We start from the raw sequence: 18971 nt of genomic DNA on the forward strand, positions 1-18971 counted from the left end.
CGCCGGGCCGCCGGCCGGGCGACCGCCGGCGGGACCCGCGGCCTCCGGGCGTCCTGCGGGACAATGGGCCCATGCGCTTCCTCGGCGGCACCCGCCCGGCGACCGACCTGACCTACGCCGACGTCTTCATGGTGCCCAACCACTCCACGGTGGGCTCCCGGCTCGAGGTCGACCTGACCACGCCGGACCGGGTGGGCACGACCATCCCGGTCGTCGTGGCCAACATGACCGCGATCTCGGGGCGGCGGATGGCCGAGACCATCGCCCGCCGGGGCGGCCTCGCCGTCCTCCCGCAGGACATCCCGGTGGACGTCGTCGGGGAGGTCGTCTCCTGGGTGCACGCCCGGCACCCGGTCTACGACACCCCGATCACCCTCTCCCCCACCTCGACCGTGGCCGAGGCGCTGTCGCTGCTGACCAAGCGCGCGCACGGCATCGTGGTCGTCGTCGAGGGCGGCAGCCCGGTCGGCGTGGTCACCGACGGCCAGTGCCAGGGCGTCGACCGGTTCACCCAGCTGCACGAGGTGATGACCGCCGACCCGCTCACCGTGCCCGCGGGCACCGACCTGCCGAAGATCTTCGACGTGCTCTCCGGGGAGCGGATCAGCGCGTCGCCGGTGGTCGAGGGCGACCGGCTGGTCGGCGTCATCACCCGCAAGGGCGCGCTGCGCTCGGCGCTCTACACCCCGGCGGTCAACGCGGCCGGGCAGCTGCTCACCAGCGCCGCCGTCGGCATCAACGGCGACGTGGCCGGCAAGGCCGGCGCGCTGCTGGCCGCCGGCGTCGACGTGCTCGTGGTCGACACCGCGCACGGCCACCAGGAGAAGGCGGCCGAGGCGGTGCGCGCGGCCCGGTCGGTGGCCGGCTCCGCTGCGGTGGTGGCGGGCAACGTGGTCACCGCCGAGGGCACCCGCGACCTCGTCGAGGCCGGGGCGGACGTCGTCAAGGTCGGCGTCGGGCCCGGCGCCATGTGCACCACCCGGATGATGACCGGCGTCGGCCGGCCGCAGTTCTCGGCGGTCGAGGAGTGCGCCGCCGCCGCGCGGGCGCTGGGCAAGCACGTGTGGGCCGACGGCGGCGTGCGGCACCCCCGCGACATCGCCCTGGCGCTGGCCGCCGGTGCGGCGAACGTGATGGTCGGCTCCTGGTTCGCCGGCACCTACGAGTCGGCCGGTGACATCCACGACGACGGCTCCGGCCGGCTGTACAAGGAGTCGTTCGGCATGGCCTCGGCGCGCGCGGTCAAGGCGCGGACGGCGGCGCAGAGCGGCTTCGACCGGGCCCGCGCCGGGCTGTTCGAGGAGGGCATCTCCTCCTCGCGCATGTACCTGGACCCGGCCCGGCCGGGGGTGGAGGACCTCGTCGACCAGGTGGTCGCCGGGGTGCGCTCCTCGTTCACCTACGCCGGGGCCCGCACGGTCGACGAGTTCCACGAGCGCGCGGTGGTCGGCGTGCAGAGCGCGGCCGGGTACGAAGAGGGCCGCCCGCTGCCCACGTCCTGGTGAGCCGGCGCCGGTGAGGCCGCTGCCCCGCGAGGTCTTCGAGGACCTCGTCGCCGACGCGCTCGACGAGGTCCCGCCCGAGCTCATGGCGCTGCTGGACAACGTCGTCGTCCTGGTCGAGGACCGCAACGACGAGGACCCCGAGCTGCTCGGCCTCTACGAGGGCCACGCGCTGACCGAGCGCGGCTGGCAGTACGGCGGCGCGCTGCCCGACCGGATCATGGTCTACCGGGACCCGATCTGCGCGATGTGCTCGACCGCCGAGGAGGTGCGCGAGGAGGTGACGATCACCGTCGTCCACGAGATCGCGCACCACTTCGGCATCGACGACGAGCGGCTGCACGAGCTCGGCTGGGGCTGACGGGGCAGGCACCCGCGGGGCGGGGCCGGGACCGCGGCGGCGCGTAGCCTGCAGCACCGTGGCTGACGTCAAGGGCTCGGGGCTGCCGATCAAGATGCTGCACGACCGCATCCTCGTGTCGCTGCGCAAGGAGAACGGCGAGCGGCGCAGCACCGGCGGCATCCTCATCCCGGCCACCGCCCAGGTGGCCAAGCGCCTGGTGTGGGGCGAGGCCCGCGGGGTCGGCTCGAGCGTGCGGCAGGTGAAGGTCGGCGACCAGGTGCTGTTCTCCCCGGAGGACCAGCACGAGGTCGAGGTGCACGGCGAGGAGCTGGTGATCCTGCGGGAGCGGGACGTGCACGCGGTCGCGGCCGAGCGGATCGAGGAGAGCACCGGCCTCTACCTGTGACCGCGGGTGCAGGGCGCGGCGCGGGCGCGGAAGAGGAAGCTGTGCCCGCGTCGGGGCGCCCGATACGCGGGTGAGGCATCCTTTCCCGCGGCCGGCGGCGGGTCAGCGGGCCGGCGGCGGGTCAGCAGACGGGCGGCCCGGAGGCCCGCGCGTGCCCGGCGACCACCCCGGTCGCCTCCTGCAGGAACCGGCGGACGACGGCCAGCTCGGCCTCGTCGAAGTCCCCCATCACCGCCACCAGGTCGCGCTGCAGCCCGCCGAAGAACTCGGCCCCGGCGCTCATCGCGCTGTCGGAGATCTCCAGGGCGACCCGCCGGCGGTCCTCCGGGTCGCGCACCCGGCGCACGTGCCCGACCCGCTCCAGCCGGTCGACCAGCGCCGTCACCGACGCCGAGCTCAGCTCGACCGCCGACCCCAGCGCGCCGGCGGTCAGCGCCTGACCCCGGCGGGCGGCGTCCATGATCGCCACCAGCGCCCGCACGTCGGTGCGGCCGAGGCCGTGCAGCTCGGCGAAGCGCGCCGCCACCGCGTCCAGCTCGACGTTCAGCCGCCGGAGCAGCAGCGCGATCTCCGCCCGCGGATCGTCCACCCGCTCCCCACCTCCTCCGTGGTTGCGCACCCCGCTGCCCCCACCCTACTGTCTCGAACATCGAGATGATCGCCGATCGAGGGAACCTGCCCATGTCCCGGCTGCGCTGGCTGCTCCCCGCCCTCGTCCTGCTCCTCTGGCTCGGTGCGGCCGGACCGCTCGGGTCGCTGAGCGGCCAACTCACCGGCGTCCAGGAGAACGACACCGCCGCCTTCCTGCCCGACAGCGCGGAGTCGACCCGCGTGGCGGAGCTCCAGCAGCAGTTCTCCCCCACGCAGGCCATCCCGGCCCTCCTGCTGTGGGAGGGGGACGGGCCGCTGGACCCCGCGACGCTGCAGCAGGTCGGCGCCCGGGCCCAGGAGGCCGCCGCGGTCGCCGAGGAGGCCGGCGCGCTGGCCGGCCAGGTCTCCCCGCCGATCCCCTCCGCGGACGGCGAGGCGGTGCAGGTGGTCCTGCCGCTGAGCCCGGAGCTCGGCGACGAGATCGTCGACGTGGTCGAGGACCTGCGCGCCACCATCCCCGTCGAGGGCACCGACACCTACGTCACCGGGCCCGGCGGCATCTTCGCCGACTTCGCCAACGGGTTCGCCGGCATCGACGGCCTGCTGCTGCTGGCCGCGTTCGGCGTCGTCCTGCTCATCCTGCTGGTGGTCTACCGCAGCCCGATCCTGCCGTTCCTGGTCATCGGCACCGCGGGGCTGGCGCTGACCGCGGCCAACGCGGTCGCCTACCTGCTGGCCGACGCCGACGTCATCACCGTCAACGGCCAGAGCCAGGGCATCGCCGCGATCCTGGTCGTGGGTGCGGCCACCGACTACGGCCTGCTGCTGGTGGCCCGGTTCCGCGAGGAGCTGCACCAGGAGCGGTCGCGGTACGCGGCCATGCGGACCGCGCTGCGCCGCTCGTGGGAGCCGATCACCGCATCCGGGGCGACCGTCGTCCTGGGCGTGCTGTGCCTGCTCCTCTCCGACCTGGCCTCCAACCGCGGGCTCGGCCCGGTCGCGGCGGTCAGCGTGACCTTCTCCGTGGTCGCCGCGCTCACCTTCCTGCCGGCCGCCCTGGTCCTGCTCGGGCGGGCCGCGTTCTGGCCGTTCCGGCCCCGCTACGGCGACCAGGGCCGGGAGGGCCGCCTGTGGCGGTGGGTCGCCGGCGTCGTCGGGCGCCGGCCGCGGCGGGTGCTGGCGATCAGCACGCTGGCCCTGGTGGCCGCGGCCGTGTTCGCCCCGACCTACGACGCCGAGGGCATCACCTTCAGCGACGCCATCCGTGGCGAGTCCAACGGCGTCGCCGGGCAGGAGGCGCTGGCGCGGCACTTCGACGCCGGCGTGGCCAGCCCCGCGATCGTCATCACGCCGGAGGACGCCTGGCCCGCGGTCGCCGAGGCGGCCGCCGCCGTCGACGGCGTCGCCGAGGTCACCCCGTTCACCGGCGCCCAGGGGCCGGCGCAGCCCGGCGCGGGGCCCGTGGTCGTGGACGGGCTGGTCCGGCTCGACGTCACCCTCGACGTCGCGCCCGACAGCACGGAGGCGATCACCGTCGTGCAGGAGCTGCGCACGGCGCTGGACGCCGCCGACCCCGAGGCCCTCGTCGGCGGGGACACCGCCAGCAACCTCGACGCCCGCGAGACCGCCGCCCGGGACCTGCGCGTCATCGTGCCGACCGTGCTCGCGGTGATCACCGTCGTCCTCGCCCTGCTGCTGCGCGCCCTGGTGGCCCCGCTGCTGCTGATCAGCACCGTCGTCCTCAGCGTCGGCGCGACCGTGGGCGTGGCGGCGCTGCTGTTCGAGAACGTCTTCGGCTTCCCCGGGAGCGATCCGGGCATCCTGCTGATCGGCTTCGTGTTCCTCGTGGCCCTGGGGATCGACTACAACATCTTCCTCATGACCCGCGCCCGGGAGGAGTCGGTGCGGCACGGCACGAGGGACGGCGTCCTGCGGGCGCTGGCCGTCACCGGCGGCGTCATCACCTCCGCGGGCCTGGTGCTCGCCGCCACCTTCGGCGCGCTGTCGGTGCTGCCGCTGCTGTTCCTGGTGCAGCTGGCGTTCCTGGTCGGCTTCGGGGTCCTGCTCGACACCTTCGTCGTCCGCTCGCTGGTCGTCCCCTCGGCGGTGCACCTGCTCGGCGACCGGACCTGGTGGCCGAGCCGGCTGTCCCGCCGCCGTCCCGAGCCCGAGCGGGAGCGGGAGCTCACCCCGGCCTGAGTTCGGCAGCAGGGTGCGACAGATGTGCGTGGGTCCGCCTGGTCCTGCTCACCGGACGGGGTGGCGTGCAGAGCACCCGGGCTGCGCCCGCCGGGGCGCGCTGGCCTGCCAAGGCTCAGCGACACCAGCTGCCCTTCCACGCGGCCGCCAGGGTCGACACGCACCGTCGGACGTGGAGCCGGGTCACAGCGCGGCTCCACGTCGGGCGGCGCGGGTTGACCCGCGCCGGAGCGCGCCGACTGGCGCACGACGGATCACACCCTGCTGCCGAACCCACCCGGCCCGAGGTCGCCCGCTCGCGCCCCGGCCGTCCCGCCCCCCGCCCGCGGCCGTGATCTCGGGGTCGTGGCCCCACGACACGCGGAGGGCGGCGTGTCCCGGGGCAAGAACCCCATGATCACCGCGGGAGGGGAGGGGCGGCGGCGGGGGCGAGAGCGGGGCGGGCGGCAGGGGGCGGGGGCGGGGGGGACGGTGACCTCAGGTGCGGCCGGACCGCAGCGCGGCCAGCCAGGCGGCGGCCTCCCCGAAGGCGGCGTCGCTGGCCACCTCCTCCACCGGCCGGTTCAGCCGGTCGTCGGCGCGGGGGTAGGAGCCGAGGAACCGGACGTCCTCGCACACCCGGTGCAGGGCCGCCAGCGCCTCGCCCACCCGGGCGTCGGCGACGTGCCCTTCGCAGTCCAGGGAGAACGAGTAGACCCACAGCCGCTCGCGGGTGGGCCGGGACTCGATGCGGGTGAGGCTGATGCCGCGCACGGCGAACTCGTGCAGGACGTCGAGCAGCGCGCCGGTGCGGTCGGCGACGACGGCGACCAGCGAGGTCTTGTCGTTGCCGGTCGGCTCCGGCAGCGGCCCGGGCGGCGCGACCAGCACGAAGCGGGTCACCGCGCCGGGGTGGTCGGCGACGTCCTCGGCGAGGGCGGTCAGGCCGTAGCGGTCGGCGGCGATGGGGGCGCAGACCGCCGCGTCGACCGCCCCCTCGGCCACCTGCCGCGCCGCCGCCGCGGTCGAGGTCGCCGGCAGGGGGACGACGCCGGGCAGCAGCCGGCCCAGGCTGCGCGCCGTCTGCGCCAGGGCGTGCGGGTGGCTGGCCACGCTGCCGACGTCGGCGAGCCGGGTACCCGGGCGGGCGGCGAGCACGAACGAGACGCGCAGGACCACCTCGCGGGTGATCCACAGCGGCGCACCGTCGGCCAGGCCGTCCATCGTGGCGGGCACCGAGCCCTCGACCGAGTTCTCCAGCGGCACCAGGGCGGCGTCGGCCGCGCCCTCGCGCACCGCGGCCAGCGCGGCCGGCACGTCCGCGGCCGGGGCGCGGGCCCCCTCGGACGGCGGGACGAGGGTGCGGAGCGCGGCTTCGGCGAAGGTACCCTCGGGACCGAGGTAGGCGAACCGCGTCGGGGGCCGCGCAGACGGCATCGCAGGCACCTGGCGAGGGTAGTGCGGTCGGGTGGCGACGCAGGTCCCACCCGGGGAGCCGCGGCGCACCCGGAAGTCCCGGCCGCACCGGGCGGTCCACCGTCGTGGGAGGGATGCGTGACCCCCGGCTCCGAGCATCTCACCGAGAGTGATCTGGACGTCGCTCTGCGGCGCCTGCTCCGGGCCGGGGAGCGCGGCGACCCGGCCGCCTTCCTCGCCGAGCACGACCGCGTCGCGGCCGCCCTCGCCGCGCGCACCGACGAGGCCTGGACCGCCTGGCGGCACGTCCTGGACGCCCGCCGGGGCCTGCTGCTCGCCGACCCCGAGGCCACCGCCACCGCGCTCACCGCGGCCCACGCGGCGCTCGACTCCTGCCTGCCGACGGCCCGCACCGCGCTCACCCTGGCCCACCTGGCCCACGTCGAGGCGACCGCCGACCGCGTGGACGCCGCGATGCTCCTGGCGATCGACGCCAGCCTGCTCACCGAGCACCAGCCGGGCGAGCCGACGCGGGACCTGCACGAGGCCCACCGCTGGCTGTCGCTGACCCTGGCCGCCCTGGACCTCGAGGAGCTGGCCGTGGCCCAGGCGCTCACCGGGTCCCGGGAGGCGCAGGCGCTGCCGGACGAGGAGGACCGGTGGCGGCTGCTGCAGCTGTGCGCCCAGCAGCAGGCCGAGCTGTCCCAGACCCTGCACCGGCGCGGCGAGACCGGCCGCTCCCGGGAGCTCGCCACCGCGGCGGTCACCTGCGCCGAGGGCGCCCGGGCGCTGGACGTGGAGCCCGACCCGGCCGACGGCGACCTGCTCGACGTCGTCCAGGCGTGGGCGATCGCCGGCCAGGGCGACGTGGCCGGGGCCCTCGGCCCGATGCGGCGGGCGCACCGCCGCATCAGCGGGGACGGCGGGGTCTGGCTGCGCGGGTACGCCGACCTCGCCCTCGCCCGCGTGCTGACCCGGCTGGACCGGTCCCAGGCCGGGGGCGGGCACGCCGCGGAGGCCACCGACCTGCTCGTCGACGCCGCCGGGGCCTTCGCCGCCACCGCCGACCGCCGCCGCTACCGCCAGTGCCTGCTCGAACTCGGCCAGGGCACCGCGGCCATGGGCCGCCCGGCCGAGGCGCTGCACTGGCTGGAGGCCTACCGCGCCGACAGCGGACGCGCGCACGCCCGCGGCCGCGAGCTGTGGGCGGACATGTTCGTCCGGCGCAGCCGCCTGCGGGAGGCCGAGCGGCAGACGGCGGTCCTGCGCCGGCACGCGCTCGAGGACCCGCTCACCGGACTGGGCAACCGGCGCAGCGCCGAGCGCCGGCTGGGCGGCCTGCGCCTGGGCGAGGAGCCGCTGTCCCTCGCCGTCGTCGACATCGACCGCTTCAAGGCGGTCAACGACGACACCTCGCACAGCCACGGCGACGCGGTGCTGCGCCGGGTGGCCGACCTGCTGCGCGAGCACAGCCGCGCCGAGGACGAGGTCTACCGCTGGGCCGGGGACGAGTTCCTCGTCGTCCTGCCCACGGCGACCGAGAGCCAGGCGCTGGTCGCCGTCGAGCGGCTGCGGGCCGCGGTGGCCGACGCCGACTGGGGCGACCTGCAGCTGCCCGAGCCGGTGACGGTCAGCATCGGGGTGGCCACCGCGCCGGCACCGGACGGCCAGCCGGCCGGCTGGCGGTCGCTGTTCGACGCGGCCGACCTGCACCTGTTCTCCGCCAAGCGCGGCGGCCGCAACCGGGTGCGCGCCCCCGGCGGGCGCACCGACCCGGAGGGGGCGGCGTGAGCGCGTCGTGGGGCACCAGTGACGGGACGGACGCGGGAGCCCCCGCGCGGCGGCGTGGCCCCGGGTCGGTGCTCGACAGCGTCGGTACCGGCGTGCACAGTGCGCTGGTGCCACCGGGAGCCCTGCACCACCGGGTGACCGCTGCCCTGGCGAACTGGCAGCTCGACGACGCCGAACGGCTGCTGACCGCCGTCGGCAGCGACCCCTCGCCGTACGTGGCGCCGGCCCCCCGCGACGGCTCGGCCGACGACGCCGACGGCCCCGTCGTCGCCGACGCCACCCCCGGGGACCTCGGCCGGGCCTGGGCCGACACGCTGCGTGCCGAGCTGCTGGTGCGCCGGCTCCGGGTGGCCGGGTTCACCCTCGTCGGCGACCCGGTCGAGCCGCCGCACGGCACCGGCTCGCCACCGGCCCTGGACCTGCACGCCGGCGTGGCCGGGCTGCTCGGCGACGAGCAGGACGACGACCCGCGCGCGACCTCGGCCTCCCGGGCGGCGCTGGCGATCGCGCTGGTCCGCTCGGCGCGGGCCGCCTTCGACGCCACGGAGGACGACCTGCAGCGCGCCGCCGGCCTGGTCCGGCACGCCCGCATCGAGCTCCTCTCCCGGCGCGTCGACGCGGCCATGGACGAGGCGGTCGAGGCGGCCAGCCTGCTCGACGCGGCGCTGCCGGACTCCGAGCTGCTCACCGAGACGCTGTGCACCCTGGCCGGCGTGCTCGCCGACCTCGAGCTGATGCCGCTGGCCCTGGACTACCAGCGCCGGGCGCACGGGACGGCCGCCGCCGGCGGGGACCTGCTGGTCGCGCGCACCGCCGCCCGGCTGGGCGAGCTGTGCGCGGAGCTCGGCGAGGCGCTGCTGGACGACGGCGACGCCGGCTCGGCGGCCGTGCACTTCGCCGAGGCCCGGGAACTGGCCGAGCGGGCGCTGGAGCTGCTGCCACCCGAGGCCGCCGACGCGGTCCTGGCCGCCCAGGTGGTGCACGGCGGGGCGCTGGTCGGTCTCGGCGAGCACGCCGCGGCGGCCGGGCCGCTGCGCGCCGCCGTCCGGACGGCCACGGCCAGCGGCGACCGGGCCCTGCAGGCCGCCGCGCTGCTGGCGCTGGGCCGCGCGCTGCGCCGCCAGGGCGACGGCACGGGCGCCGACCGGCAGCTGGCCCGCGCGCTGGCCCTGGCCACCGAGCACGGGCTGGCCCGGGTGCGCCGGGCGGCGCTGCGCGAGCTGTGCACGCTGCACGCCGAGCGGGACGACGCCGGGCGCGCGCTGCCCTACCTGCAGGCCTACCTCGCCGACGAGCTGGAGCGGGTCGACGAGCGCCGCACCCGGTGGGTGGAGCTGTTCGGCCGGCGCAAGAGCCTCCTGGAGACCGAGCGGGCCGCCGGGCAGCTGCGCCGCCAGGCCTACGAGGACCCGCTCACCCACCTGCCGAACCGGCGCTACGCCGAGGCCCGGCTGGACAGCCTGCTGTCGGCCGGGACCACCCCGGCGCTGGCGGTCGTCGACGTCGACCGCTTCAAGGCCATCAACGACGCCGCCGGGCACCCGGGCGGGGACGCCGTCCTGCGCACGGTCGGGGAGCTGCTGGTGGCCGGGGTGCGCGACACCGACGAGGTGTGCCGGTGGGCCGGCGACGAGTTCGTCGTGCTGCTGCCCGACACCACCGCGGAGCAGGCCGAGCGGGCGTTGGAGCGGGCGCGCCGGGCGGTGGCCGGGTACGACTGGCCCGCGCTCGGTGTGCACCTGCCGGTGACCATCAGCGTCGGCATCGCCTCGGCCACCCGCGGCGACGACCGGCGCACCCTGTTCGCCGCCGCCGACGGCGTGCTCTACGACGCCAAGCGCGGTGGCCGGGACCGCGTCGTCCGCCTGTCGGCGGTCACCCAGACCCGCCCGGTGGAGCCGCCCCCGGCCGCGGGACCCGCCGCCCCCGCGGAGCCGGCCGCGCCCGCGGTGCCGCCGGCCCCGGCCGGTGCCGCCGACGGCTTCGCACCGCTGCTGCTGGACCCGCCGCTGGGCCTGGGCGGGCCCGGCGACCCGCCCCTGGGCCCGGTCCCCCCGCCGCCGGCACCGCAGGCGCCCGTCCCGCAGCGGCCGGCCGCGCCGGAGGGCCCCGCCGAGCCGGAGGTCGTGTGGGCGACCGGCCGCAGCACCGAGCAGGTGCTGGCGCTGGTGCGCCAGGCCCGGCGGGAGCACCCGGACCGGCCGGCGGTGGTGGTCCGCGCGGCGGCGGAGACCCTGGTCGCCCTGGCCGGCGAGCACGACGGCCGCACGACCGTCGACGCCGCGGCGATGGCGGCCGCCGTTGGGCCGCTGCCGGAGGCGGTCGGGCGGATCGGGGTGCTGTGCGGCAGCGCCGCGGACGCCCCGGTCGCGGCCGAGGCGGCGTTCGCGGCCCGGATCACCGGCACCGAGGTCGTGCGGGTGGACGACGTCGGCGGCAGCCGGGTCCGGCCGCTGCTCACCGACCGCGCGCTGCTGCACGACGCCGACTGCCTGGTCGTCGTGGCCGGCCTCGACGCCTCCCTCGCCGGGCTGGTCGGCGCGATGACCGACGTGCCGATCGTCGCCGTCCCCACCTCGACCGGGCAGCCGGGCACGCTGGGCGCCTTCGGTGCGCTGCTGAGCATGCTGAACTCCGCGTCGCCCGGCGTGGTGGTCAGCACCATCGACAACGGCCACGCCGCGGGGGTCTTCGCCGCCCGGATCGCGCGCCGGGCGCACCGCCAGCGCTAGGGATCGACCAGGGGCGCGCTCCCACCCGCTCCGACCGTGAGGAAGAGGAAGCCATGCCTACGCATCGGGCCCGCGGACGTGGGGATGGCTTCCTGTGCCCAGGGCACCCGGCCGCGCTCTCCGGCAGGACGACGGTGTGATCGCCTGGCTGGACCTCGCCGCCGGCTGCAGCGGGGACCTGCTGCTCGGCGCCCTCGTCGACGCCGGGGTGCCGCTCGACGTCCCGGCCGCCGCGGTGGCCGCGCTGCCGGTCGAGCGCGTCCGGCTGGTCACCGAGCAGGTCTCCCGGCACGGCCTCGGCGCGACCCGCGTGCACGTGCACGCCCCGGCCTCGACCGAGCACCGGACCTGGGCCGACGTCCGCGGCCTGCTGGGCGCGGCCGCGCTGGCACCGGGGGTCCGGGACGGCGCGCTGGCGGTGTTCGAGCGGCTGGCGCGGGCGGAGGCGCGGGTGCACCGCACCGACCCCGGGTCGGTGCACTTCCACGAGGTCGGGGCGCTCGACGCGCTGGCCGACGTGGTGGGCGTGGTCGCCGGGTTCGCGCACCTGGGGCTGGACCGGGTCACCGCCTCGCCGGTGGCGCTGGGCAGCGGCTCGGCCCGCAGCGCGCACGGGCTGGTGCCGGTGCCGGCCCCCGCCGTCCTGGAGCTGCTCGCCGGGGCCCCGGTGCACGCCGGCCCGGTGCCCGCCGAGGCGTGCACGCCGACCGGCGCGGCGCTGCTGGCCCACCTCGTCGACGAGTGGACCGCCCTCCCGGCGCTGCGGGTGCAGCGGGTGGGCACCGGCGCGGGGGCCCGCGACCCCGAGCAGCTGCCCAACGTCGTCCGCCTGGTGCTGGGCGAGCCGGCGGCGCCGGCCCCCGCCCGGCCGGTGGTGCTCGAGGCCAACGTCGACGACCTCGACCCGCGGCTGTGGCCCGGCGTCCTCGACGCGCTGCTGGCCGCGGGGGCCTCCGACGCCTGGCTGACCCCGGTGTTGATGAAGAAGGGCCGGCCGGCGCACACCCTGTCGGCGCTGTGCGCCCCGGGCGCGGTCGCCGCCGTGCAGGCCGCCGTCTTCGCCACCACCTCGACCATCGGGCTGCGCCTGGTGCCGGTGGACAAGGTGGCGCTGGAGCGGGCGGGCACGTCGGTGGCGGTGCTCGGCGGCCGGGTGGGCGTGAAGCTCGCGGTCGCCGGCGGGCGGCTGGTCAACGTCAGCGTCGAGTTCGAGGACGTCGCCGCGCTGGCCCGCGAGCGGGGGCTGCCGGTCAAGGAGGTGCTGCGGGCGGCCACGGCGGCGGCGGAGCAGGCCTACCCGGTCAGCTGACCGGTGCCCGGCGGCGCACGCCGGCGGCCACCACCGGGACGACGGCGAGCACGACGAGCGCCACGCCGCCGATCCCGCCCAGCGCCCAGGCGGCGAAGACCGGCAGCGAGGCCAGCTCCACCCCCAGCCCGGCCACCGAGGTCACCGTCGCGCGGTGCCGCCCGGGCACCCGGTCCTGCAGCCGCGCCTCCCCCACCACCAGCACCGCGATGTACACGCCGTACCCGACGGCGACGCCGAGCAGCGTGACCGGGTGCACCCAGAGCGCGGCGGCGCCGAGGAGCAGCCCCGCGGTGGCCAGCAGCACCGGCAGGGCCCGGTCGGGCAGCTCGGCGGCCCGGCCGGCCAGCGCGCCACCCAGCGCCCCGGCCAGGGAGGCGGCGAGCACGGCGTACGGGACGGCGACGGTGGGGACGCCGCCGCCGGCGGCCAGCAGCGGGAAGTACTCCTCGACCGCGTCCAGGCCGCCGAGCAGCGCGACGGCCAGCACCACCAGCCGCAGCCCCGGCCGGCGCAGCGTCTCCCGCAGCCCCCCGGCGAGGCCGTCGGCGTCCTCCTCGTCCGCGACGTGCCGGGCCTCGGGGAAGCGGGTGGCCAGCGCGGCGGCGGCCAGGCAGATCGCGACGCTGGCCCAGCCGACCGCCTCGTAGCCGCCCGCCGCGACCAGCACGCTGGCCAGGACGGCGGTGGGCACCTGGACCAGCAGCTCGGCCGCGGTCACCCACCCGGCGACCCGGGCGTAGGACGGCGTCGCACCCACCGCGGCCAGGCCGTCGTAGACCAGCGCCTCGCTCGCCCCGGAGACCATCGCCCCGGCCACGCCCCAGACGGCGAAGCCGACCGCGAAGCCCCAGAGCCCGGGGGCCGCCGTCCACAGCACGAACCCGGCCGCCTGCAGCACCCCGGCCAGGACGACGACGCCGCGGCGGGACCACCGGTCGGCCAGCACCCCGGCGGGGACCTCGGCCAGCAGCCCGGTCACCGACCAGAGCGCGAACAGCGCCGACACCTGCGCCTCGGACAGCCCGGTGTCGAGGAAGAGCAGCGCGTACAGGGGGTAGTACGGCACCAGCTCGGACAGCGCCGCCCAGCCCACCGCGAGCCGGGCCAGCGGCCGGGCGGCGGGCGGCAGCGCGGGGGCGGTCGTGCGTCAACGGAACGGCATGCGGGGACCGTAGCGCGGCTCACCCCCGGCGGCAGCCGGTTTTCCCGGCCGCTGCGGCTAGGGTGGGCGGCCGAGAAGGGGAGCAGCCCCCCGTCCGCTGGTCGACACGCCGGCGCCCGCCCCGCGGCGGTCGCCCGGTCAGCGGGCCCGCGCACCGCGTGGGAGGGCGAGACCTCCGACCGGAGCAGACCCGTCGCGGCTGCCGGTCGGAGGCGGCCCGCACCCGCCCGGCCGTGCCGCCGAGCGGAGGAGGACCCCCGTGCTGTCCCTGACCGTCGTGGCGACCGCGTTCGCCCTCGTCCTGCCGGTCGAGCTGCCGGACAAGACGCTGTTCGCCAGCCTGGTGCTGGCCACCCGGTTCGCCCCGCTGCCGGTGTTCGTCGGCGTCGGCACCGCCTTCGGCCTGCAGGTCGCCATCGCGGTGACGGCCGGCAGCCTGCTCTCCCTCCTCCCGGAGGCGCTGGTCAGCGGGGTGGTCACGGTGCTCTTCCTCGTCGGCGCCGTCCTGCTGTGGCGCGCGGCCGGCAGCGGCCCCGAGGAGGCCGGGGAGGCCGCCGACGCACGGGAACGGACGTCGTTCCTGCGCGCGGCCACGATCTCCTTCGGCGTCCTCTTCGCGGCGGAGTGGGGCGACCTCTCCCAGCTGGCCACCGCCGGCCTGGCCGCCCGGCTCGGGGCACCCGTCTCGGTGTTCCTCGGCGCGTGGGCGGCGCTGCTGGTCGTCTCGGGCCTGGCGGTGTTCCTGGGGTCGAGGCTGGCCGACCGGCTGCCGGTGGCGCTCATCCGCCGGGTGGCCGCGGCACTGTTCCTGGTGTTCGCCGTGGTCGCGGCGGTGGAGACGGTGACCGCCCTGACCTGACCGGGCAGGCGGCGGCCCGCGGGTCACCTCATGGGGGGAGCGCCGCTCAACCGGCGCCCGGACCCCGCCGTTGGGAGGGGGGACGCGGGCGGCAGGCCGCCGCCCGGGTCCGGGAGGAGGGCACCATGACAGCGCTGCTCGAGCCGCCGCGCAGCCGGACCGACGACGTCCTGGCCGACCTGGACCTCCTGGGCGCCCCCGCCGACCCCGAGCTGGCCGCGCTCGTCCGCGTCGCCGCGGCCGTCACCGGGACCGCGCAGGCCACGGTCAACCTCCTCGACCCGCGGACCCAGCACAGCCTGTCCCCCGACGGCGTGTTCGACGGCCGCGTGCCGCGCGGGGACTCGCTGTGCGCCGTCGTCACCGGGTGGGCGCCGCGGGTCTACGCCTTCGCCGACCTCGCCGCCGAGCCCGGGTTCGCCGGCAACCCCTTCGTCGACGGCCGCCGCGGCCGGGTGCGCGCCTACGCGAGCGCGCCGCTGGTCGTCGGCGGGACGACGGTCGGCACGCTGTGCGTCCACGACGAGCGGCCGCACGAGTTCACCCTCGCCGAGTGCGACCGGCTCGCCGACCTGGCCGTCCTCGCCCTCCGCCTGCTCACCCGGCGCCGGGAGGAGCGGCGGACCGCGGAGCTGGCCGCCGCGCGGGCCGCCGCCGACGACGAGCTGGCCCGGTCCGAGGCGTTCAACCGGGCGCTGCTCGAGGCGCTGCCGGTCGGGGTGGTGGCCGCGGACGCCGACGGCCGGGTCCGGCTGTTCAACCGGGTCAGCCGCGAGTGGCACGGCATGGACGCGCGGCCCGACGTCCCGCCGGGCGAACTGCCCGCCACCTTCTCCCTCACCGAGGCCGACGGTCACCCCATGGCCCCGGAGCGGGTGCCGCTGACCCGCGTGTTCAGCGAGGGCGTGGTGCGCGAGGCGACCGTGCGGATCGCCGCCCCCGACCGGCCGCCCCGTCTCGTCACGGCCTCGGGCACCCAGGTGCGCGACGACGCCGGGCGGCTGATCGGGGCGGTCGTCGCGATGGCCGACGTGACCGCGCAGCGCGCGCTGGAGACCGCGCTGCGCACGGCCGCGCTGCACGACGCGCTCACCGGGCTCGCCAACCGGCGGCTGATGGTCGACCGGCTCGAGCAGCTGCTGCGGGCCACCCGTCGCACCGGGGCCCCGCTGGCGGTGCTCTACTGCGACCTCGACGGGTTCAAGCCGGTCAACGACGTGCACGGCCACGCCGTCGGCGACGAGGTGCTGGTGCAGGCCGCCCGGCGGCTGGCCGCCTCGGCACGCCCGGACGACACGGTGGCCCGCATCGGCGGCGACGAGTTCGTGGTGCTCTGCCCCGGGGTGGCCGCCGAGGCGGCCGGCCGGGCCCTCGGCGACCGCATCGCCGGCGCCTTCGACGGCCCGTTCACCTGCGCCGACGGCAGCCGGCACCGGGTGGGCGTGAGCGTCGGCGTGGCGCTGTGCACCGCGGAGGACACCCCCGAGAGCGCGCTGGCCGCGGCCGATGCGGCGATGTACCGCGTCAAGGCGGCCCGCGACGGCGCCGCGACGCGGCCCGGGCAACCGGGCCGGGTCCCGCAGCCGGCCTGACCCGCCCGGCCGGGCGTCAGGGCAGGCCGGTCAGCCAGTCGGCGACGGCGCGGCCGATCTCGTGCGGGGAGTCCTCGGGGACGAAGTGGCTGCCGGGGACGGTCACCTCGGTGAGCGCCCGCCACGACCGGACGAACGCCCGCTGCCGGCCGACCAGGATCGAGCCCGGCTCGGCGTTCAGGAACAGCTTCGGGACGTCGGCGTGCTTGAGCCACTGCCCGTAGCGGGAGACGCGGTCGCGGACGAGCGGTGGCACGTTCTCCAGCGGGATCTGCCGCGGCCACTCCAGGGTCGGCCACCGGGACGCGCGGTCGGGGAAGGGCCGCCGGTAGCGGTCGTGCGCCTCCGGGGTGAGGCCGCGGGCCACCGACGCGGGCAGGATGCGCTCGACGAAGACGTTGTTGTCCAGGACCGCCGCCTCGCCGTCCTCGCCGCGCATGGTGCGGAAGATCCGCCGCGCGTCGGCGGGCCAGTCGGCCCAGGTCAGCGGGGTCACGATCGCCTCCGTGAAGGCGATGCCGCGGACCCGGTCGGGGTGCCGGTACGCCCAGTCGAAGCCGAGCGCCGACCCCCAGTCGTGCAGCACCAGGGTGACCCGCCGCTCGGCGCCCACCGCGTCGAGGAAGTGCTCGACGAACGAGGCGTGGCAGGCGAAGGAGTAGGTGCCCGGCCCCGGCTCGGGCAGCTTGTCCGACTCCCCCATGCCGATGAGGTCGGGCGCCAGGCAGCGGCCGAGGTGCTGCAGGTGCGGGATGACGTTGCGCCACAGGTAGGACGACGTCGGGTTGCCGTGCAGCAGGACGATCGGGTCGCCCTCCCCCACGTCGACGTAGGCCATCTCGAGGGTGCCGTCCCCGCGGCGGTCCACCCGGGTGCGCTGACGGGGGAAGGGGTCCTCGGGCGGGACGACGTCGGCTGCCATGCGGGAGATCCTCACCCATCCCCGCCTCGCGCACCCGCCGTGGCGCCGGGCTCCGGCCCTCCACCTCCTCGCCGACGACCGACGCCGCCACCGGCGGCGTTCGCCCCGAGCGGCCCACGAGAGGAGACCGGCCCGACGAGCGCGGCGTTTCCGCGGGAATGCCGTCAAGGCATAGGGCTTGCCTGAGCGTTGAGCAGGAACGCCAGGACGAGAGGGACGGGCCATACGTGTCCTCGAGCGGCCCACTGTGAGGCACGCGGAAGCCGCAGGAACGGGCACGCCCCTGGACATTCCGCACCGGCGGGCCTCGCAGACGGCTCGTTGCACTACCACCGAACGAATGTCGGCGAGTACTCCTCTGAGTCCACTCCAGGCGCCGCCTCAACGACCCATCCGAGGCCACGGAGGACGTCTGCCGTTTCCTCCTGCGCATCCCGGATGGTGGCCCGAAGTTGGCGATGGCGCCAAAGTTCGCGCCCCTGCTGCACGACCTCCAGCCAGCCGTCGTTGCTGTCGACGCCGCACTCCTGAACGAGGAACTGCAGCAAGTCCTCGAGGCAGGGGCGGAACCGCTCACCGCCCACAGGAATGTGCAGGGACGAAAGATCGTGCGGCTTCTTGACACGAGAGGGATCGACTGCGTGCGCACGAGCGAGCAGATGCGAGAAGGCGCCCCGTTCAGCGTGGACCTGCCAGTGCGAAGCCGGCGCCCTCCCCATGTCGGCTCTGTAGTCCAGTCGGATGAGCGGCGTCCGATCCAGCGTGGACTTCACGGCCATGTCGGATCGCACCGTTTTCAGGAAGGTGCCGCTCCGGTCCAGGCTGAGGTATATCGACAGACTCAACGTGGCAAGCGGCTCGCCTCCGACGAGCAGCAGGACCCCGTCTCGGTCCTGTGGCCCGACGACATAGCGCTCAAGGTCCGGCGCTCGGCGCGAGATGATCTCGCTCTCACCCGGTAGCACCCCGTCGAGGGTCTCCTGAACCGCCGTCGCGAACTTTGCCGACGCTGCCTCGAGGGAGTCCGCCGGCTCGCCAGCACTACTCACCGAGCAAGAAGGCGATCTCGTCCAGCTCTTCCTTCACGTCGAACTCGTGGCCAGTCAAGGTCCGGGTCTCGGCCAAGGCCTCGAAGTCCTCGAGGGACAGCCCCAGTTCATCCAGTAGCGCGCGACGACGACCCTCTAGCTCCGAGCGCGTCACCGTGACGACTGGCGACATCTCGACCTCCCACATGTTCTCCACGGCCTGGCGCGACTTACGCACACCGTTGTCTACAGCCTTCCACCGACAGAACGACGTCGCAGCGCTATCGCTTCTCACAAGATCGAGTGAGCCCCGTCAGTCAAGACGCGACAGCCACCTGGCCCGGGCCGACCTGCCCGCACTGCGCTCCCCGGCGTTCGTAGAGCACCTGTCACCGAGCGGGCGCCACGGTTCCCGACGACCCGTCTCGGGGTTGAAGTGAGCCGATGACTCCTGGTGGGGTCCCCGGTACAGGGCCTCGTCCGGGGCGACGCGCCGGGGTGAGGCGTGTCGCTCTGAAGCCGCCTTCAGGGCGAGAAGTGCCGGGCCGCCCCGGCCGCGTCCCGGGCGGCGGCCTCGATGCGGTCGCGGAAGGCCGCCCACTGCTCGGCGGTGCGCTCGGGCAGGTTCGGGGTGGCCGGGCTCGTGCCCGCCGACCCGTCGAGCAGCTCGCGCAGGACGTCGGCGTGCCCCGCGTGCCGGGCCACCTCGACGACCAGGTGCACGAGCACGGTGTGCAGGGTCGGGTGCCGGCGCTCCTCGGGCCACCACGGCACCTCCCCGACCGCGTCGAGCGGCAGCGCCGCCACCGTGGCGTCGGCGTGCGTCGCGGAGGAGCGGTACAGCTCGACGACGTCGGCCCGGCTCTCGCCGGGGCGGGCCCACATGTCGTCGTCGCCCGCCCCGCCGTCGTCCCAGGGGTGGGGGCGGCCGGCGGGCCGGCCGAAGACGTCGCCGAGGTAGCCCAGCTGGACGTGGGCCACGTGCTTGACCAGGCCGAGCAGGTTCGTGCCCGTCGGGGTCAGGGGCCGCCGGACGTCGTACTCGCCCAGCCCGTCGAGCTTGGCCAGCAGGTCCGCGCGGCGCAGGCCCAGGTACCGCTGCAGGGTCGCCTTCTCGTCCACGGCGCCACGATGGCA

Annotated in this window: 16 protein-coding genes; 9 read left to right on the forward strand and 7 right to left on the reverse strand. The window is 76.7% G+C overall.

The genetic code is table 11. The features are described from left to right. The first annotated feature begins 71 nt into the window (after positions 1–71). From D0Z06_RS11395 to D0Z06_RS11405, 3 genes are read left to right on the forward strand one after another with little or no spacing between them, the layout of a single operon-like run. Positions 72–1505, forward strand: coding sequence for a GuaB1 family IMP dehydrogenase-related protein (locus D0Z06_RS11395; RefSeq protein WP_117377503.1), 1434 nt, complete (start codon positions 72–74; stop codon positions 1503–1505). Positions 1506–1515: 10 nt separating this feature from the next. Continuing rightward, positions 1516–1863 carry a metallopeptidase family protein gene (locus tag D0Z06_RS11400; RefSeq protein ID WP_117377504.1) on the forward strand — a complete coding sequence of 116 codons (348 nt, stop codon included), beginning with the start codon at positions 1516–1518 and terminating at the stop codon, positions 1861–1863. Positions 1864–1921: 58 nt separating this feature from the next. Then, entirely contained in the window at positions 1922–2251 is a 330-nt protein-coding gene (locus D0Z06_RS11405; RefSeq protein ID WP_233517605.1) for a GroES family chaperonin, read from the forward strand. Between the two features lie 121 nt (positions 2252–2372). Here the strand turns inward: D0Z06_RS11405 and D0Z06_RS11410 are convergent, their stop codons facing one another. Further along, complete coding sequence (locus D0Z06_RS11410) at positions 2373–2840, reverse strand: MarR family winged helix-turn-helix transcriptional regulator (protein ID WP_117377505.1); 468 nt, start codon at positions 2838–2840, stop codon at positions 2373–2375. Positions 2841–2905: 65 nt separating this feature from the next. Between D0Z06_RS11410 and D0Z06_RS11415 the strand changes: the two genes are divergently transcribed. Further along, positions 2906–5041, forward strand: a complete 2136-nt coding sequence (locus tag D0Z06_RS11415) for an MMPL family transporter (RefSeq protein ID WP_233517606.1) — start codon at positions 2906–2908, stop codon at positions 5039–5041. 477 nt (positions 5042–5518) lie between these two features. Here the strand turns inward: D0Z06_RS11415 and pheA are convergent, their stop codons facing one another. After that, positions 5519–6457, reverse strand: a complete 939-nt coding sequence (gene pheA, locus D0Z06_RS11420; protein WP_117377507.1) for a prephenate dehydratase — start codon at positions 6455–6457, stop codon at positions 5519–5521. A gap of 117 nt (positions 6458–6574) precedes the next feature. On the opposite strand from pheA, the gene D0Z06_RS11425 reads away from it, so the two are divergent. The 3 genes from D0Z06_RS11425 (at position 6575) to larC (ending at position 12268) form a co-directional block, all read left to right on the forward strand. Continuing rightward, complete coding sequence (locus tag D0Z06_RS11425; RefSeq protein WP_117377508.1) at positions 6575–8227, forward strand: GGDEF domain-containing protein; 1653 nt, start codon at positions 6575–6577, stop codon at positions 8225–8227. A gap of 107 nt (positions 8228–8334) precedes the next feature. Continuing rightward, positions 8335–10959 carry a diguanylate cyclase domain-containing protein gene (locus D0Z06_RS11430; protein WP_233517607.1) on the forward strand — a complete coding sequence of 875 codons (2625 nt, stop codon included), beginning with the start codon at positions 8335–8337 and terminating at the stop codon, positions 10957–10959. 136 nt (positions 10960–11095) lie between these two features. Then, positions 11096–12268, forward strand: coding sequence for a nickel pincer cofactor biosynthesis protein LarC (gene larC / locus D0Z06_RS11435; protein ID WP_117377510.1), 1173 nt, complete (start codon positions 11096–11098; stop codon positions 12266–12268). Here the strand turns inward: larC and D0Z06_RS11440 are convergent. Beyond that, positions 12261–13337, reverse strand: a complete 1077-nt coding sequence (locus D0Z06_RS11440) for an MFS transporter (protein WP_233517608.1) — start codon at positions 13335–13337, stop codon at positions 12261–12263. The genes larC and D0Z06_RS11440 overlap by 8 nt on opposite strands. 355 nt (positions 13338–13692) lie before the next feature. Between D0Z06_RS11440 and D0Z06_RS11445 the strand changes: the two genes are divergently transcribed. Together D0Z06_RS11445 and D0Z06_RS11450 are read left to right on the forward strand one after the other, a co-directional pair. After that, complete coding sequence (locus D0Z06_RS11445; protein ID WP_233517609.1) at positions 13693–14292, forward strand: TMEM165/GDT1 family protein; 600 nt, start codon at positions 13693–13695, stop codon at positions 14290–14292. A gap of 125 nt (positions 14293–14417) precedes the next feature. After that, a complete protein-coding gene (locus D0Z06_RS11450) occupies positions 14418–15884 on the forward strand; it encodes a diguanylate cyclase domain-containing protein (protein WP_117377512.1) in 1467 nt (488 codons plus the stop codon). A gap of 16 nt (positions 15885–15900) precedes the next feature. Here the strand turns inward: D0Z06_RS11450 and D0Z06_RS11455 are convergent, their stop codons facing one another. From D0Z06_RS11455 to D0Z06_RS11470, 4 genes are all read right to left on the reverse strand, one after another. Next, a complete protein-coding gene (locus D0Z06_RS11455; protein WP_117377513.1) occupies positions 15901–16806 on the reverse strand; it encodes a haloalkane dehalogenase in 906 nt (301 codons plus the stop codon). Positions 16807–17132: 326 nt separating this feature from the next. Continuing rightward, the gene (locus D0Z06_RS11460; RefSeq protein ID WP_117377514.1) at positions 17133–17855 is read right to left on the reverse strand and encodes a hypothetical protein; all 723 of its coding nucleotides are present in this window, start codon (positions 17853–17855) and stop codon (positions 17133–17135) included. After that, a complete protein-coding gene (locus D0Z06_RS11465; RefSeq protein ID WP_117377589.1) occupies positions 17848–18042 on the reverse strand; it encodes a hypothetical protein in 195 nt (64 codons plus the stop codon). Before D0Z06_RS11465 ends, D0Z06_RS11460 begins: the two co-directional genes overlap by 8 nt. 317 nt (positions 18043–18359) lie before the next feature. Continuing rightward, complete coding sequence (locus D0Z06_RS11470; RefSeq protein WP_117377515.1) at positions 18360–18956, reverse strand: DinB family protein; 597 nt, start codon at positions 18954–18956, stop codon at positions 18360–18362. Positions 18957–18971 lie beyond the last annotated feature (15 nt).

The sequence above is a fragment of the Geodermatophilus marinus genome (genome assembly GCF_003428645.1).
In the GTDB taxonomy this organism is placed as follows: Bacteria; Actinomycetota; Actinomycetes; order Mycobacteriales; family Geodermatophilaceae; genus Geodermatophilus.